Genomic DNA, 14,572 nt, shown 5'->3' with positions numbered 1-14,572 from the left:
CCTATGCAGAAAGAAGAGGGCTTCCGGAAACGGAAGCCCTTTTTCGTTTCCGTCCTCTCGCCGTCGTGCCGTTCGACCTGCGCGCTGCGGCTACCGTTCCCGCTTTCCACCTGCACCGGCGCATCGCCTGCGATGGCTGCGTCACGCCTTGCGGTCGCGCGTGCGGCCTCCTAGTCTCGAATCAGGCACAACCTCGACCCTGGGAGCTGAGCGCATGGAAAACGCAGAGTGGCGCGTTGAAGAGTACCGCGGCATGGATGTCTATGTCCTGGTATCGCCGCAAGGGCAGGACAGCATCGGCCGTTGGGGCTATGAAGTCCGCGTATCGCAGGAAGGCGCCGACCCGGCCGACGCGGGCGATACCGAGTTGCTTGCCAGCGGCCCGCAGCAGTTCGCCACGCGCCATGCGGCAGAGGTGGCTGCCTTCGGCGCGGGCTATGCCCTGGTGGACCGACTGCTGGGGCCCGCCCAATAGGGGTTGCGCGTCATTGTGGTTGGCGCAACGGCTTATATCATGTCGTGATCTATTGCCATTGACGCGGATCATTTTTGATCCGGGTCGGCGCTCCTACGCTGGAAGGCAAAGCCAGGGCGCATTGCATGACGGCGCGAGGCACGAACGAACGATTTCATCCGCACGGCAAGATAGCGCTTGCCATGCGCGGGTGAATCGCCCATAATCCGTCTCCTTCAGACGCGGGGTGGAGCAGTTGGCAGCTCGTCGGGCTCATAACCCGAAGGTCGCAGGTTCAAGTCCTGCCCCCGCAACCAACGCCTTATATCAGTATCCAGCGGCATGCGCCGCAGTCCTTCAAGGCGTTGTTCTCAAGGCCGTCCGGCCCGACTCACTCACTGCTCCGATGTGTTTCCGCGCAACCCAAAGGCATGGCCTTGCGGCGTTCGTGCGCCTGCGCGCTATGTGCGCACCAGCTCCGCCGCACGCCTGAACGTATCGCGCACCAGCGGCTGGCCTTCACGCTCCGCGGCATCGGCATGCCCGCGCAGCCGCGTGGCCAGCACCGTCAGTGTTCCTTGCGCCTGCGGCCCGCCCGCGGCCTGGCACTTGGTTACCGCTTCGCGCATCACCGCATCGAGCTCGCCGCTGACATCGGCACCATCGAAGGCGCTCACCGAGAGAGCCGAGATGCGTTCCAGGTAGAGATTGACCAGCGCTTCATCGTGTAGCGGTTCGGACATGTCGGCTCCTTGTCAGCGACGGGGATACAAGACCCATTGTAGTGAAGCCGCCGCCTGCACAGCATCAAACAGTAATGATTCTTGTTCGGGTCCTTGCCGCGATTCCCATACAATGTGCACCTGCCCGATTTATCCCGACATTACTGCCATCATGATGCTGCAGATTCCCGACGTATTTGTCCAAGGCCCAGGTGGCGCAAGTCCCGCAAGCCATCGACGCGCGGGGCGCGGGTGTCATGGTGCGCGACGATGGCCAGCGCGCGCTGCTGTTCGAGCTGGACGCACGTATCCGCCAAGTGGCGCAGGAGCTCGGCCAGGCGCATGACTCGGTGATCGGCTTGACCGGGGCCTATCACAACCTGCTGCGCCGCTGGGCGGACGCCTGAACGCCAGCGGCGCCCTCTCAAGGGCGCTGCATCACCTCACCAGCGGGCAGGCGCGACTATTCGTCGCGCCGTCGCTGCATCTGCAACAGTTCGATCGGAGAGGGCTGGATGCGCCGCCGCGCCGGGCGCAGCGCACGGTTGGGCCACAGCACGTAGTTGGTGTGCGGATCCAGCGGCTTGCCGAAGTACGAGACCCAGACCTGTACGCCTTGCTCGGTTTCGGCAACGATGGCCGCGACGGCGCGCGCCGCGGCGGAAGGGGACTTGAGCAGTTCCGCCAGGGCTTCGACGCCCTGCACGACATGGTGCTTCACCCCGGCAAACCATGCGTACTGACGCATGGCGGACAACAAACGCTTGGTCATGAACGACTCTGGTTCTGTGGAAGTGCCAATGAGACTGGTTCCCGTCCGCTTTGTTCAACGGGAATTTTCGGACGCCAGTATGACTGCACGATCGCTCCCAGGCATTCGGTGTGTACCCTGAGAGATGCAAGGCCGGCCGGCATGGCGGCAACGTCACGCAACGCGCGCCGGCTCCGGGACCAGGGCAGAGAGTACCATTGCCAGCCGGTCCAGGGCAGGATCGATATCCAGCAGGTCGATGGCGCCGAAACCCAGCAGCAGCCCCGCGCAGGTAGCAGGGGGCGTGGCATAGCAGGGATCGAGTGTGGCAAGTGCCAGGTCGGCCAGACGCGCCATCGAGACCAGCGCCTCGGAGGCCACCGGCACGCGCAGCCGTGCCGCCAGGTGGAAGCCCGCCATTGCCGGCAGCGGCTCCAGCCACGGCGACAGGTCGCCCTGCAGCCGCGCCAGCAGCCGGGCGCGGCGCTGGGCGTGGCGCGCGTGCGAGCGCCGGATATGGCGCAACAGGTGCCCCTCGGACAGGAAGCGCGCCAGCGCCTGCTGGATCAGCGTCGGCGTGTGCCAGTCCATCAGGTGCTTGGCCTTGCGCGCGGCCGGCATCAGCCAGGGCGGCACCACCAGGTAGCCGCCGCGCAGGTTCGCCACCAGCGTCTTCGAGAATGTGCCGAGGTAGACCACGCGGCCGTGCCGGTCCAGCGTCTGCAGAGCGTCCAGCGCCTGGCCGCCGTAGCGGAATTCGCTGTCGTAATCGTCTTCCAGGATCACCGCGTGGCGGCGTGCCGCCCAGTCCAGCAGCGCCTGGCGCCGCGCCAGGCTCATCGGCACGCCCAGCGGCGACTGGTGCGAGGGGGTGACATAGACCAGCGTGGCATCGTTCGGCAGCGCCTCCACCACCAGCCCTTCGCCATCGACCGGCACTGGCACCACCCGTGCGCCCAGTCCCTGGAACAACGAACGCGCCATCGGGTAGCCGGGATCCTCCATCGCCACCACGGCGCCGGGCCCGAGCACCAGCCGGGCCAGCAGGTCGATGCCCTGTTGCGCGCCGCCCGTGACCAGGATGTCAGTCGGCATGCTCTGCACGCCGCGCGTGAATGCGATATGGCGGGCAATGGCCTGGCGCAGCGCTATGTCACCGGCCGGATCGGCGGCGCCGGGCGGGCGCTGGCGCTCGGCGGCCAACGCCGCGCGCACGCAGCGCGACCAGGCTTCATGCGGAAAGCGCGTGGTATCGGCCTGCCCCGGCTGGAACGCATAGCGCGCGCCGCCGGCGGACTCCAGGAAGGGCGTCGGCACCTCCATCCAGCGCTGCACGGCGGGCGGCAGCACCGGCGCCGCCGCCATGCGCATGGCCGGGCGGGCCAGCCCCTCGGCCACATAGGTGCCGTCGCCGACGCGCGCGTGCAGCCAGCCTTCGGCCACCAGCCGTTCATACGCCGTGGTCACCGTCTTGCGCGCCACGCCCAGCTGCGTGCCAAGCAGGCGCGTAGGCGGCATGCGTGCGCCGGCCTCAAGCCGGCCGCCCTGGATCGCGTCGCGGATCTGGTGGACGATCTGCGCGGTCAGGTCGCTGGCTTGGTCCAGGGCGAGATGCAGTTCCATGATGGTACGCGTCGATCGGGATTGGTCTACTGATTCTGCCGGAAATTGGCAGTGTACGGGGCCAATCGATGCGTCTATCTTTCATCCCAAGGTTCGCGACACCAGTGCCCGCCGAATCCAACCTGTCAAATCGGAGATCGACCATGGAAGAACGGATGAACTGGCAAGACGTGGCCCCTGACGCATACAAGGCAATGATTGGCCTGGAGGTCTACCTGGCGCGCTGCTCGCTGGAGACCACGCTGAAGGAACTGGTGAAGATCCGCGCCTCGCAGATCAACGGCTGCGCGTTTTGCCTGGACATGCACATCACCGATGCGCGCAAGCATGGCGAAAGCGAGCGCCGTCTGAACCTGCTGCCGGCCTGGCGGGAAGTGAGCTGGTTCACCCCGCGCGAGCGCGCCGCGCTGGCGTGGACCGAGGCGCTGACGCTGCTGCCGCAAAGCCAGGCGCCGGATGCGGACTACCAGGCCTTGCGCGAGCAATTCTCGGAAAAGGAAATGGCCGACCTGACGCTGCTGATCTCGGCCATCAATGCATGGAACCGCTTTGGCGTCGGTTTCCGTCGCCAGCCGCCGGCGCTCTGAGCCACGGCGCACATTCGCGTGATCCCCAGCCTGACCCCAGCCGCGGCCTGCCGATTGACAAGCCGCGGCGCAGTGCTTTAGCTTCTGTTGCAGATGCTGCACAAATGGCAAACCGTCGGCGGCGCCCGGCATCGGGGGCACGGTGGCGATACGTCAGGAGGGCCGGGAAGCCGGGACCGAGGGTACCGTCGAGGCCCGGCGCGAGCGCGACAGGGCCGCACGCCAAGGCTAGCGGCCTGGCCGCCGAGGTCGGGCTACCTGGGCCGCAGCGACCGCATGGCCGACGTGATGGTAGGCTATGCCAATGGCTATGCAGACCAGGTCGAGCGCGACTTCGATCAGTTTGTCGCCGCGTGCCCTTCGGGGAGCCTGGAGGCGCGCACCGATGCCGACATGGCTGCTGATTTCCGCGTGTAGCCCACGCGTCTTGCCTGGCCAGGAGTCTGCCCATGACAGAAGACACCCTGCTGCAACTGATGACGGAAGTCGAGAAGGAAGACCCCATCGACTACGCCGACCTGCCGTTCGACGACGCCGCGCTGCGCCGGCTGGCGTGCCGGCTGATCGCCGAGCGCTCCAGCGAGATGGAGGCGTCCGGCCTGCCGGTGGAAGCACTGCTGGCCACGATGTGGGCCTCGACCGCCAAGCTGGTGCTGGAAAATCTGGTGCTCAACGCGCGCCTGCTGACGCTGCAGGGCCTGCCTGACGACGCCCAGGCACTGATCGAGCGCGTCGCGCGGCGGTCGCGCGGCGGAGCCTGAACGCGCCAGCCTGACTGCCCGGCCCGCACCTCGGGCGATGTGCCGCAATCGTCTCAAGCTGCGGCGGCTCCGCCGTTTCGCTAAAATACGCGTTTTCACCCAGCCGGTCCGCGCTGTGACTGACACGCGGCGGAGGCGGCTGACCAGGAGGATTTCGGTGATCAAGTGGATAATCGTCGCGGGCTACCTCGGTGCCGTCCTGTATGTGCACTTCCGCGGCAAGGTGCGCCTGCGCATCTGGCGCCAGCTGCTGGACCATTCGGCCCTGGTGGCCCCGATCAACTGCTTCATGTATGCATTCTCGGGCGTGCCTCGCACGCCGTATATCCCGGTCGACAACTTCCCCGACCTGGAAAAGCTGCGCGCCGCCTGGCCTGAGATCCGCGACGAAGGGCTGGCACTGGCCGCGATGCGCAAGATCAAGGCCGCGGACAAGAACGACGACGCCGGCTTCAATTCCTTCTTCAAGTACGGCTGGAAGCGCTTCTACCTGAAGTGGTACGAGGCCCAGCACCCGTCGGCCGAGCAACTCTGCCCCAAGACCGTGGCGCTGCTGCGCGAGCTGCCCACGGTGAAAGCGGCGATGTTCGCCGAGCTGCCGCCGGGCGGCAAGCTCAACCCGCACCGCGACCCGTTTGCCGGCTCGCTGCGCTACCACCTGGGCCTGGCCACGCCGAACGACGACCGCTGCTTTATCGAGGTCGACGGCGAGCGCCACAGCTGGCGCGACGGTGAGGGCGTGGTCTTCGACGAAACTTACCTGCACTGGGCCGAGAACCGCAGCGATGCCAACCGGCTGATCCTGTTCTGCGATATCGAGCGTCCGATGCGCTACGGCTGGGCTACGAAGTTCAACCACTGGATGGGCCGCAAGGTCATGACCGCGGCCAGCTCGCCCAATGACGAGCACGACCAGACCGGCATGATCAACCGGCTGTTCCGTTTTGTCTGGCTGGGCGGCCAGTATCGCCGCCGCTTCAAGGCCTGGAACCGCCAGCTTTACTACGTCACCAAGTTTGGCCTGATCGTGCTGGGCGTGGGGCTGATCGTCTTCCTGTAAGAAGCAAGAGAGCCGGCGCAAGCCGGCTCTTTGCCTTGGGCGGGCAGCGAACGCCGTTCACATCCCGCTTTGCGACCCCGTTCCGGAGATTCCGATGCGCGTCCGCTCCGCACTGTGGCTGGCTGCCGCCCTTGGCGCCGCTGCATGCACCACGACACCTGCAGAACGTGCCGCCAGCAGCGCCGCTGCTGTCGGCAAGCCGAACCCCGCCTCCGTCAACTGCACGCAGCGCGGCGGCAAGCTGCAGATCGTGTCGACACCCGCCGGCCAGTCCGGCATCTGCACCTTCCCGTCCGGCAAGCAATGCGAGGAGTGGGCACTGATGCGCGGCGAATGCACGCCGGGCTGAGCCGCTAAGCTTCAGTCGCGGCGGCGTTCGTTGGCCAGCGTGGTGTAGTAGTCGCGCTTGGCCTGGTACATGCGGCTGTCGGCCAGCTTGACGATCTCGTTCAGCCGGTCGCCTTGCAGGCAGGTAGCGTGGCCGATGGAAAGGCTCAGGCGTGCGCCCGGGTAGAACTGGTTGTTCAGCCCCACCACCTTGCCGATCTGCTCGACCACCGTGGCGGCACCGCGCTCGTCGCGCCCGGGCAGCAGGATCATGAACTCGTCGCCGCCGATGCGCGCCACGCAGGCCTGCTCGCCCACCGCCTTCTTCAACACCTCGCCGGTGCGGCGCAGCAGCCCGTCGCCGTCGGCATGGCCGAACTGGTCGTTGACCACCTTGAGGCCGTTCAGGTCTACCGCCACCACGCTGACCGGCCACGGGCCCTTGCGGCCCAGCCGCGCCAGCTCGTCCTCATAGTAGGCACGGTTGTAGAGCTTGGTCAGCACGTCGTGCTTGCCCAGGAACTCGACATAGGCCTCGGCCTTCTTGCGCGCCGTGATATCGGTCAGCGACACCAGCACCTGGTCCCAGTCCGTTTCCCGCCCGGGGAACACCGACCACTGCATGAAGACGTCCACGGCGCGGCCATCCAGCGCGTAGTTGATGACTTCGCGCTGCTGCTACAGCTTCTCGTGCCAGAGGTCGATCAGCTGCTCGGCAAAGTGGATGCGCATGTCGTCGCAGAACACATCGCCCAGCCGCGACAGCAGGACTTCCTTGCTGTCCGCGCCGAACATCTGCAGCGTCTGCTGGTTGACGTCGAGCACGCGGATTTCCTGCATGCAGCGCAAGACAAAGTCCGGATGCACGTTGAGGAAGGTGCGGAAGTCGGTAATGCCGGCGCCGCGGACCTCATCGAGCAGCACCTTGACCGCGCTGAAGTCCTCCACCCACAGCGACACCGGCGAATGCTCGAACAGTCCCAGCGCATACTGCTCGCTGCGGCGCAGCTCGTGCTCGGTGCGCATGCGCGCGGTGATGTCCTTGAGGGGCGGGCAAAAAGGGGGGATATTGCAAACAGGACACTAGCCTGCCAGCCGCTGCACGATGGCGGCCAGCGTGCCCAGCGCCCGCTCGATCTGCGCTGAGCGCGGCGTGCCGCAGTTGATGCGCAGGGAGTGGTCGAAGCGGCCGGCGTTGGAGAACATCACGCCGGGCATCACGCGGATGCCTGCCTGCAGCGCCTGGTCGAATACCGCTTCGGACGACACCTGGGCGGGCAGCTCCAGCCACAGGTGCATGCCGCCGCGCGGCGAGCCCAGCCGCGTGCCGGCGGGAAAGCTGGCGCCGATGGCCTGCGCGAACCATTCGCGCTGCGCGCGCAGCCGGGTGCGCAGCCGGCGCAGGTGGCGGTCGTGCGCGCCGGAAGCAAGGAAGTCAGCGGCCGCCATCTGCGACAGCATCTCGTTGGGCCGCGACAGGCCGAACTTGAGCATCTCCACCCGCGCCTGCCATTTGCCGGCGGCGATCCAGCCCAGGCGCATGCCGGGCGCCAGCACCTTGTGCAGCGAGGCGCAGTGGATCACGTTGCCGCTGCCATCCCAGGCCTTGGCCGCGGCCGGGGGCGCATCGCTGTCGGCGGTGGCCGAAAAACAGTCGTCCTCGATCAGCGCGATGCCGCGCGCTTCGCACCACTGCACCAGCCGCGCCTTGTGCGCGTCCGGCATGATGCAGCCGAGCGGGTTCTGCAGGTTGGGCACCACCGCCACCGCACGGATGTTGTGGTAGTGCTGCGCGGCCAGCTCCAGCGCCTCCAGCGAGATGCCGGTCTGGGGGCTGCACGGGATTTCCAGCGCGCGCATGCCCAGGCTTTCCAGGATCTGCAGCAGGCCGTAGTAGGTCGGGGATTCCACCGCAATCACGTCGCCCGGGCCTGCCACCGCGCGCAGCGCGAGGTTGAGCGCCTCGGTGCAGCCGTGTGTGATGACGATCTCTTCCGGTGCCAGTTGCACGCGGTTGCGCAGCGCCTGGCGCGCAATCGCGGCGCGCAGCGGCTGGTAGCCATCGGACTCGACTGCTTCGCCGAACAGCTGCGGATGCCGGCGCAGCGCACGCGCCGCGGCACTGCGCAGAGCCTCGGTCGGGTAGAGCGACGGCGCGCAGTAGGCGCCGCCCAGATCGGTATGCACGTGCTCATGCTGGCTGCGTGCCAGCAAGCCTGAAATGCGCTGGTGGATGCCGACGTACTGGGCCGGGTCCGGCAGCGCGGCGGCGGGCTCTGACAGTTCGGCCAGCGGCCCGCGCAGCGGCGGGGCAACGAAATAGCCCGAGCGTGGGCGCGCTTCCAGCAGGCCGTCGCTTTCCAATTGCCGGCATGCCTGCAGCGCGGTGGACAGGCTCACGCTGTGCAACGCCATCAGCGCGCGCACCGACGGCATGCGGTCGCCGGCGGCGAGCGTGCCGGATTCAATGGCGCGGCGGTAGTGGCCGGCAAGCTGGCGGTAGAGCGGGGTGGTGTCCATGGGGGGATCGTGGCGTGGACGGCCGCATCGGTACAGATACAGAAGCGGGGCGCCTGTATCGTAACAGCCCAAAATCCTGGGTGCTGTTCCGGTCCTGGCGGTGCACCGGTGTGCCTGCCGCATGCGCTGGCCGGTCGATAGGCTGGAGTCCTATGCCTGTTACCGGAGTCCTGCCATGCAAAGCGATCTCAACGACACATCAACCGTAGTGCCGCTTTCGGCCGGCCAGTGCCTGCGCCTGCGCGTGGCGGCAGGCACCGTGCTGCATGCGGGCGTGGGAGAACTGGAGGTAGCCGGGCCGCCGCAATGGCTGGCCGATACCTGCTACCTGCCGCGGCGGCGCCTGCGCGCGGGCGACACGTGGAGGGTGCCCGCGCGCGGCTGGCTGGCGGTGTCGGCAAGCCGTGCCGGCGCACTCTCGGTCACAGCCCCGCCGGGGTGGCTGCCCCGGCTGCAAGCCTGGCTGGCGTTGTCCTGGCGCCGCCCCGGCCCGGCCCGCCAGCCCGTATCCCGCCAGATTCCCGACTCCGCGCCCGAAAGACTATAAAATTGCGCTCCGGCCGGCCTGGCACATTGGTGTGCCCAACCCCCCGGCCGCTGTTCTCGGGTTCCCCATGCTACGTCTAAGTGAAGTCAAACTCCCGCTCGACCATACCGAAAGCGACCTGGACGCCGCCGTGCGCGCCGGCGCCGCGCAGATCGGTGTCAAGGGAGACGGCCTGACCGGCTATACCGTGTTCCGCCGTGCCCACGATGCGCGCAAGCGCTCGGATATCAAGCTCACCTACATCATCGATATCGAGGTGCGGGACGAGGCCGCCGCCATCCAGCGCATGGCCGGCAAGCCGCACTGGAGCGTGACGCCCGACATGGCGTACCACTTCGTCGCGCGCGCGCAGGCGGGCAGCACGCATCCGCGCCCGGTGGTGATCGGTATGGGCCCGTGCGGCCTGCTGGCCGGGCTGATCCTGGCGCAGTCGGGCTTCCGCCCCATCATCCTGGAGCGCGGCAAGGCAGTGCGCGAGCGCACCAGGGACACCTTCGGCCTGTGGCGCAAGAGCGTGCTCAACCCGGAGTCGAATGTGCAGTTCGGCGAAGGCGGCGCGGGCACGTTCTCGGACGGCAAGCTGTACAGCCAGATCAAGGACCCGAAGCACTATGGCCGCAAGGTGCTCGACGAGTTCGTGCGCGCCGGCGCGCCGGAGGACATCCTGTACAAGGCGCGCCCGCATATCGGCACCTTCCGGCTGGTGAGCATGGTCGAGAAGATGCGCGCCGAGATCACCGGGCTGGGTGGCGAGATCCGCTTCGAGACGCGCGTGGACGATATCGACATCGACGGCGGCCAAGTGCGCGGCCTGAAGCTGTCCACCGGCGAATACCTGGAAGCCGACCACGTCATCATGGCGGTGGGCCACAGCGCGCGCGACACTTTCGAGATGCTGCATGAGCGCGGCGTGTTCATGGAGGCCAAGCCGTTCTCGCTGGGCTTCCGCATCGAGCATCCGCAAGGGCTGATCAACCGCAGCCGCTTCGGCAAGTTCGCCGGCAACAAGCTGCTGGGCGCGGCCGACTACAAGGTCGTGCATCACTGCAGCAACGGGCGTTCGGTGTACAGCTTCTGCATGTGCCCGGGCGGCACGGTGGTGGCGGCAGCGTCAGAGCCGGGCCGCGTGGTCACCAACGGCATGAGCCAGTACAAGCGCGCCGAGCGCAACGCCAATGCCGGCATCGTGGTCGGCATCACGCCCGAGGACTACCCCGGCGGCCCGCTGGCGGGCATCGAGTTCCAGCGCAAATGGGAAGCGCGCGCGTTCGAGCTGGGCGGCAGCAACTACTGCGCGCCGGGCCAGCTGGTGGGTGATTTCATTGCGGGCCGGGCCTCGACCGCGCTGGGCTCGGTCGAGCCCTCGTACAAGCCCGGCGTGACGCCGACTGACCTGAGCACGTCGCTGCCCGACTACGTGATCGAGGCGATCCGCGAAGGCATTCCCGAGATCGACAAGAAGCTGCCTGGCTTTGCCCTGCATGATGCCGTGCTGACCGGGGTGGAAACGCGCACCTCGTCGCCGCTGCGCATCCGCCGCAACAACGATGACTACCAGAGCATCAATGTGAAGGGCCTGTACCCGGCAGGCGAAGGCGCGGGCTATGCCGGCGGCATCTACTCCGCGGCGATCGACGGCATCGAAGTGGCCGAGGCCGTGGCACTCAGCATCGTCGGCGGCAAGGCCGCCTAAGCCTGCTGCAGGTAAGCCGCGGCGCCGAGCGCCGCGGTGCGCCCGCTGGCAAAGCACGCCGTCAGCAGGTAGCCGCCGGTGGGTGCCTCCCAGTCCAGCATCTCGCCGGCGCAGAACACGCCCGGCAGCGCGCGCAGCATCAGTCCCGCGTCCATCGCCTCGAAGCGCACGCCGCCGGCGCTGCTGATCACTTCGTCGATGGGCCGCGGGCGCAGCAGCCGCAGCGGCAGTGCCTTGACCGATGCCGCCAGCGTGTCGGCATCGTGCATCGCTTCCTTCGACAGGCATTCGCGCAGCAGGCCGGCCTTGACGCCGGTGAGGCCAAGCCGGCTTTGCAGGTGGCTCGACAGCGAACGCGCGCCGCGTGGATGCTTTACCTGCGTGCTGACGTGCTCGGCGCTGTGCGCCGGCAACAGGTCCAGGTGGATGGTGGCGCCGCCCTCGGCCTCGATCCGGTCGCGGATTGGCGCGGACAGCGCATAGACCAGGCTGCCTTCGATGCCGGTCGCGCTGATGACGAATTCGCCCTGGCGGTAGTGCGCCTGCCCGTCGCGGCCGGTCAGGGCGATGGCTACTGGCTTGACCGGTTCGCCGGCAAAGCGCGCCGCAAACGCTTCGCTCCACGCCACATCGAAACCGCAGTTGGCGGGCCGCAGCGGCGCAATCCCGACGCCGCGCTCGGCCAGCCGCGGCACCCACGCACCATCTGATCCCAGCCTTGCCCAGCTGGCACCGCCCAGCGCCAGCACTACCGCGCGCGCCTGCACGACCGTTTCACCCTGCGGCGTGGCGAAGCGCAGCGCATGCCGCGCGCCCTCGTCCCAGCCCAGCCAGCGGTGACGCATATGGAACTGCACACCGGATTCGCGCAGGCGGTGCAGCCACGCGCGCAGCATCGGCGCGGCCTTCATGTCGGTCGGGAAGACGCGGCCGGAACTGCCGACGAAGGTTTCGATGCCAAGCCCGTGCACCCAGTCGCGCAGGGCCTGCGGGCCGAAGCCCGCCAGCATCGGCGCGATCTGTGCGGTGCGGGCGCCATAGCGGCCCAGGAAGGCCGGCTCCGGCTCGGCATGGGTCAGGTTCATGCCGCCCTTGCCGGCCATCAGGAACTTGCGCCCGACCGATGGCATGGCGTCGTAGACGGCCACGCTGGCCCCCTGCGCCGCCAGCACTTCGGCCGCCATCAGCCCGGCCGGACCGCCGCCGATGACGGCCACGTCGAGGCTGGCTTGGGAAGGGGAGGAAGTGGCGGAAGAGGGCATCAGGAGGCTCGGCAGGGGCGGGGTGTTTCCGCCGCGGATTATAGAGCCTGCGGCAGCGCTAGAATGACGGTTTGCCGCGCATTGCCATCATGACCTCCGCCACCCACTCCGCAGACACCGTTATCGCCGCCACCCGCCACTGGCTGGAGCGCGCCGTGATCGGGCTCAACCTGTGCCCGTTCGCCAAGAGCGTGTACGTGAAGGAGCAGGTGCGCTACGTGGTCAGCACCGTCACCGAGGCGCCGGACGTGATCGACGACCTGGAGCGCGAACTGCGCCTGCTGGCAGACGCCGACCCCGATCAGATCGACACCACGCTGCTGATCCTGCCCGATGCGGCGGCGGACTTCCTCGACTTCAACGACCTGCTGTATTTTGCCGAGCGCCTGCTCGTCAGCCTCGGGCTGGAAGGCACGCTGCAGATCGCCAGCTTTCATCCGCAGTACCAGTTTGCCGGGACCGGGCCAGACGATATCGAGAACTACACCAACCGCGCGCCGTATCCGATCCTGCATCTGCTGCGCGAAGACAGCATCGCCCGCGCGGCGGCTGCGTTCCCGGATGCGGCGGACATCTACGAGCGCAACCAGGCCACCATGCGCCGCCTGGGCCACGACGGCTGGCAGCGCTGGATGGCGGGCGAGGACGAGCCCGGGAACGCGTGATTACACGGCCGACACCGGCGCGGTGAAGAAGCGCTCGCGCATTTCTTCCAGCCCTAGTCTTTCCAGCACCTCTTCCAGCCGCTCGGCCGGGCGGCGGCGCGGCAGGTCCTTGTACTGCGCGATGATCAGCTCGTTCTTCATCGAGTGTTCCCAGCCCACCAGCTCGGTCACGCTGACCTGGTAGCCATGCGCCTCCAGCTGCAGGCAGCGCAGCACATTGGTCACCTGGCTGCCGAATTCGCGCGTGTGCAGCGGGTGGCGCCAAATCTCCGTCAGCGGATTGCCCGCCAGCAGCTTGCCCTTGTGCCTGCGCAGCACGCTGGCCACCTCGGCCTGGCAGCAGGGCACCAGCACGATATGGCGGGCCTCCTTGGCCAGCGCAAAGCGGATCGCATCGTCGGTTGCGGTATTGCATGCATGCAGCGCGGTGACGACATCGACAGTGGGCGGCAACTGCGGCGAGGTGATCGAATCCGCCACCGACAGGTTCAGGAACGACATCCCCGGAAAGCCCAGCCGCGCAGCCAGTGCCTGTGAAGTCTTCACCAGTTCTTCACGGGTTTCGATGCCGAAGATGTGCGAATCGTCCTGCAGGGCCTTGAAGAACAGGTCGTACAGGATGAAGCCCAGGTACGACTTGCCGGCGCCGTGGTCCACCAGCGTGACGCGGCCGCGCTCGGCCTTGACCTCCTGCAGCAGCGGTTCGATGAACTGGAACAGGTGGTAGACCTGCTTGAGCTTGCGCCGGCTGTCCTGGTTCATCTTGCCGTCGCGCGTCAGGATATGGAGTTCCTTGAGCAGCTCGATGGACTGGCCGGGGCGGATTTCGTGGGTATTTGACATGAGGGGGACTGCACAGGCTGCGGGACGCGGCGCGTCCCGGAATACCGACAGTTTACCGAAAAGTCCCGAAGACCCCACTGAGTGACGCGGGGCTCACTGGCTCGCGGCTGGCGAGGCATCTCAGCGTAGCCAATGGGACCGCTAACAGGCTTGTTTGGGGATCGATGCGGTATAAATGGTAAAAATATTAAAACTGACGAATTGGTGCGAGCCGGGGAATGATTGGATTTCACCAGGTCCGTCGCCCGGCTTTAGCAAAAAGATTGGCCATGCCTTGCACACAGGCCAGGATGGAATTCGGAGATCGACAAATGGTCCGGAAACAACATAATTGACACGATTTGGGTCATGAATCCGGTAACACGCAGATTTGGCGGATAGGAATGGGTTAACCCGTGCCGGAATGGACACGGCGACCCCGTGGCGCGGCACGCCCGGCGGCGCGTTGCGCCACCGGAACAGCGCCCCGTTACTGCAATGAAGCGCATTTCCCGCCGAGAAATGCGAGTGGCGTTGTTGCATAAATCCGGGGTCGGATGGGCTGACGTTTACGCACAACGACTGGAGCGCTGGCTCTGTTAACTTCTGACGAAGCGGCGTAGTGTCTTGGACTTTTTCCGGGACGATGCGCAAGGACAACCGACAGCAAGCCGAGCCCAAGGGGGTCTACCGCGTCAAGAACTGGGCGCAGTACAACAAGGGGCTGATAGCCCGAGGAGACGTGACGATGTGGGTCGAAGAGAGCTTGCTCGTGCCA

General features: G+C 67.0%; 16 protein-coding genes, 1 tRNA gene and 3 pseudogenes. 12 read left to right on the top strand and 8 right to left on the bottom strand.

What is annotated here, in order from left to right; all coding sequences use genetic code 11:
* Positions 1 to 214: 214 nt before the first annotated feature.
* Positions 215 to 475, top strand: coding sequence for a hypothetical protein (locus tag A3A5_RS0120180; RefSeq protein ID WP_018312337.1), 261 nt, complete (start codon positions 215 to 217; stop codon positions 473 to 475).
* A 68-nt stretch (positions 476 to 543) separates the two neighbouring features.
* Here the strand turns inward: A3A5_RS0120180 and A3A5_RS45425 are convergent, their stop codons facing one another.
* Entirely contained in the window at positions 544 to 678 is a 135-nt protein-coding gene (locus A3A5_RS45425; RefSeq protein ID WP_255343527.1) for a hypothetical protein, read from the bottom strand.
* Positions 679 to 695: 17 nt separating this feature from the next.
* On the opposite strand from A3A5_RS45425, the gene A3A5_RS0120175 reads away from it, so the two are divergent.
* Positions 696 to 771 (top strand) — tRNA-Met (locus tag A3A5_RS0120175).
* Between the two features lie 144 nt (positions 772 to 915).
* On the opposite strand, the gene A3A5_RS0120170 is transcribed toward A3A5_RS0120175, so the two are convergent.
* A complete protein-coding gene (locus tag A3A5_RS0120170) occupies positions 916 to 1,197 on the bottom strand; it encodes a hypothetical protein (protein WP_018312336.1) in 282 nt (93 codons plus the stop codon).
* A gap of 176 nt (positions 1,198 to 1,373) precedes the next feature.
* On the opposite strand from A3A5_RS0120170, the gene A3A5_RS0120165 reads away from it, so the two are divergent.
* On the top strand, positions 1,374 to 1,583 hold the full coding sequence (locus A3A5_RS0120165) for a hypothetical protein (RefSeq protein ID WP_018312335.1): 210 nt from the start codon (positions 1,374 to 1,376) through the stop codon (positions 1,581 to 1,583).
* 56 nt (positions 1,584 to 1,639) lie between these two features.
* Here A3A5_RS0120165 and A3A5_RS0120160 read toward each other — a convergent pair whose 3' ends face one another.
* On the bottom strand, positions 1,640 to 1,948 hold the full coding sequence (locus A3A5_RS0120160) for a hypothetical protein (protein WP_018312334.1): 309 nt from the start codon (positions 1,946 to 1,948) through the stop codon (positions 1,640 to 1,642).
* Between the two features lie 153 nt (positions 1,949 to 2,101).
* The gene (locus A3A5_RS0120155; RefSeq protein WP_018312333.1) at positions 2,102 to 3,550 is read right to left on the bottom strand and encodes a PLP-dependent aminotransferase family protein; all 1,449 of its coding nucleotides are present in this window, start codon (positions 3,548 to 3,550) and stop codon (positions 2,102 to 2,104) included.
* A gap of 143 nt (positions 3,551 to 3,693) precedes the next feature.
* On the opposite strand from A3A5_RS0120155, the gene A3A5_RS0120150 reads away from it, so the two are divergent.
* From A3A5_RS0120150 to A3A5_RS0120130, 5 genes and pseudogenes are all read left to right on the top strand, one after another.
* Positions 3,694 to 4,137: a carboxymuconolactone decarboxylase family protein gene (locus A3A5_RS0120150; protein WP_018312332.1), complete on the top strand. Its 444-nt coding sequence runs from the start codon at positions 3,694 to 3,696 to the stop codon at positions 4,135 to 4,137.
* A gap of 218 nt (positions 4,138 to 4,355) precedes the next feature.
* Positions 4,356 to 4,554: pseudogene (locus tag A3A5_RS41955) on the top strand (DUF2252 family protein); the annotation flags it as partial.
* 32 nt (positions 4,555 to 4,586) lie between these two features.
* Entirely contained in the window at positions 4,587 to 4,898 is a 312-nt protein-coding gene (locus tag A3A5_RS0120140; protein WP_018312330.1) for a hypothetical protein, read from the top strand.
* 157 nt (positions 4,899 to 5,055) lie between these two features.
* The gene (gene lpxO, locus A3A5_RS0120135; protein ID WP_018312329.1) at positions 5,056 to 5,958 is read left to right on the top strand and encodes a lipid A hydroxylase LpxO; all 903 of its coding nucleotides are present in this window, start codon (positions 5,056 to 5,058) and stop codon (positions 5,956 to 5,958) included.
* Between the two features lie 94 nt (positions 5,959 to 6,052).
* A complete protein-coding gene (locus A3A5_RS0120130) occupies positions 6,053 to 6,307 on the top strand; it encodes a DUF333 domain-containing protein (protein WP_018312328.1) in 255 nt (84 codons plus the stop codon).
* An 11-nt stretch (positions 6,308 to 6,318) separates the two neighbouring features.
* Here the strand turns inward: A3A5_RS0120130 and A3A5_RS39050 are convergent.
* Together A3A5_RS39050 and A3A5_RS0120120 are read right to left on the bottom strand one after the other, a co-directional pair.
* Positions 6,319 to 7,332 (bottom strand): annotated as a pseudogene (locus A3A5_RS39050) (GGDEF domain-containing protein); the annotation flags it as partial.
* A gap of 36 nt (positions 7,333 to 7,368) precedes the next feature.
* Positions 7,369 to 8,805, bottom strand: a complete 1,437-nt coding sequence (locus A3A5_RS0120120) for a PLP-dependent aminotransferase family protein (RefSeq protein ID WP_018312325.1) — start codon at positions 8,803 to 8,805, stop codon at positions 7,369 to 7,371.
* A gap of 175 nt (positions 8,806 to 8,980) precedes the next feature.
* On the opposite strand from A3A5_RS0120120, the gene A3A5_RS0120115 reads away from it, so the two are divergent.
* Together A3A5_RS0120115 and A3A5_RS0120110 are read left to right on the top strand one after the other, a co-directional pair.
* Positions 8,981 to 9,352, top strand: coding sequence for a hypothetical protein (locus A3A5_RS0120115; RefSeq protein WP_018312324.1), 372 nt, complete (start codon positions 8,981 to 8,983; stop codon positions 9,350 to 9,352).
* A 67-nt stretch (positions 9,353 to 9,419) separates the two neighbouring features.
* Positions 9,420 to 11,045, top strand: coding sequence for an NAD(P)/FAD-dependent oxidoreductase (locus tag A3A5_RS0120110; RefSeq protein WP_018312323.1), 1,626 nt, complete (start codon positions 9,420 to 9,422; stop codon positions 11,043 to 11,045).
* On the opposite strand, the gene A3A5_RS0120105 is transcribed toward A3A5_RS0120110, so the two are convergent.
* Complete coding sequence (locus tag A3A5_RS0120105; RefSeq protein WP_026200942.1) at positions 11,042 to 12,307, bottom strand: TIGR03862 family flavoprotein; 1,266 nt, start codon at positions 12,305 to 12,307, stop codon at positions 11,042 to 11,044. The two genes, A3A5_RS0120110 and A3A5_RS0120105, sit on opposite strands and share 4 nt — an antisense overlap.
* Before the next feature lie 89 nt (positions 12,308 to 12,396).
* Between A3A5_RS0120105 and A3A5_RS0120100 the strand changes: the two genes are divergently transcribed.
* Complete coding sequence (locus A3A5_RS0120100) at positions 12,397 to 12,972, top strand: DUF1415 domain-containing protein (protein WP_026200941.1); 576 nt, start codon at positions 12,397 to 12,399, stop codon at positions 12,970 to 12,972.
* On the opposite strand, the gene A3A5_RS0120095 is transcribed toward A3A5_RS0120100, so the two are convergent.
* Positions 12,973 to 13,815 (bottom strand): SAM-dependent methyltransferase, encoded by an 843-nt coding sequence (locus tag A3A5_RS0120095; protein WP_018312320.1) that lies wholly within the window; start codon positions 13,813 to 13,815, stop codon positions 12,973 to 12,975.
* Between the two features lie 625 nt (positions 13,816 to 14,440).
* Between A3A5_RS0120095 and A3A5_RS43480 the strand changes: the two are divergent.
* Positions 14,441 to 14,572: pseudogene (locus A3A5_RS43480) on the top strand (IS5/IS1182 family transposase); the annotation flags it as partial.

The sequence above is a fragment of the Cupriavidus sp. UYPR2.512 genome (genome assembly GCF_000379565.1).
In the GTDB taxonomy this organism is placed as follows: domain Bacteria; phylum Pseudomonadota; class Gammaproteobacteria; order Burkholderiales; family Burkholderiaceae; genus Cupriavidus.
This window is presented reverse-complemented; position numbering and strand designations above follow the sequence as displayed.